The following is a 1,018-nucleotide window of genomic DNA, read 5'->3' as shown; positions in this document are numbered from 1 at the left end:
GGGCCGCGGAACCGGCTTTGCCGGGCCGCAGGCGCAGCGCCCCCTCGGGGGGCAGCGCATTACACGCAGTGAAAAGCGTGGGGGCTTTTTTATAGCTGATACATTGCGGAACATGACGAATCAAGCGAATCCCATGGGAAGCGGCCCGGACGGCGGTGAAGCCCTGGACCTGGCCGGCAAACACATCGTGCTGGGCCTGTCGGGCGGTATCGCCTGCTACAAGGCGGCCGAGCTGTGCCGGGCGCTGATCAAGGCCGGGGCCACGGTGCAGGTGGTCATGACCGAGGCGGCCGAGCAGTTCATCACGCCCGTCACGCTGCAGGCCCTGAGCGGTCGGCCGGTCTACACCAGCCAGTGGGACAGCCGCGAAGACAACAACATGGCGCACATCAACCTGTCGCGCGAGTCAGACGCCATCCTGGTCGCGCCCATGAGCGCCGACTTCATGGCCAAGCTGCTGCATGGCCGCGCCGACGACCTGCTCAGCCTGATGTGCCTGGCCCGCCCCATCGACAAGGTGCCGCTGCTGGTGGCGCCGGCCATGAACCGCGAGATGTACGCCCACCCGGCCACGCAGCGCAATTTCGTGCAGCTGGACGCCGACGGCGCCACGGTATTGGGCGTGGGCAGCGGCTTCCAGGCCTGCGGCGAGACCGGCGACGGGCGCATGCTGGAGCCCGAGCAGATCCTCGAAGACCTGGTGGCCTTTTTCGCGCCCAAGGTGCTGGCCGGCCAGCGCGTGCTGGTGACCGCCGGTCCCACCTATGAGGCTATAGACCCGGTGCGCGGCATCACCAACCTGTCCAGCGGCAAGATGGGTTTTGCCATTGCGCGCGCGGCGCGCGAGGCGGGCGCCGAGGTGACGCTGGTTGCCGGCCCGGTGAGCCAGCCCACGCCGCGCGGCGTGAGCCGCATCGATGTGAGGTCTGCGCAGCAAATGCTGGAAGCCGTGGCGGCGCGCGCCCAAGCCGCCAGCGTTTTTATCGCCACGGCGGCGGTGGCCGACTGGCGGCCCGCC

The 1,018-nt window shown here is 69.1% G+C and carries 1 protein-coding gene; it reads left to right on the top strand.

Annotated features, from left to right (window positions below):
- Positions 1-112: 112 nt before the first annotated feature.
- On the top strand, positions 113-1,018 hold a 906-nt coding region (gene coaBC / locus PMI15_RS19615; protein WP_238541159.1), incomplete at its 3' end, for a bifunctional phosphopantothenoylcysteine decarboxylase/phosphopantothenate--cysteine ligase CoaBC.

The sequence above is a fragment of the Polaromonas sp. CF318 genome (genome assembly GCF_000282655.1).
Taxonomy (GTDB): Bacteria; Pseudomonadota; Gammaproteobacteria; order Burkholderiales; family Burkholderiaceae_C; genus Polaromonas.
The sequence above is the reverse complement of the archived record's forward strand: the minus strand, read 5'-3'. Positions and strand labels throughout refer to the sequence as shown.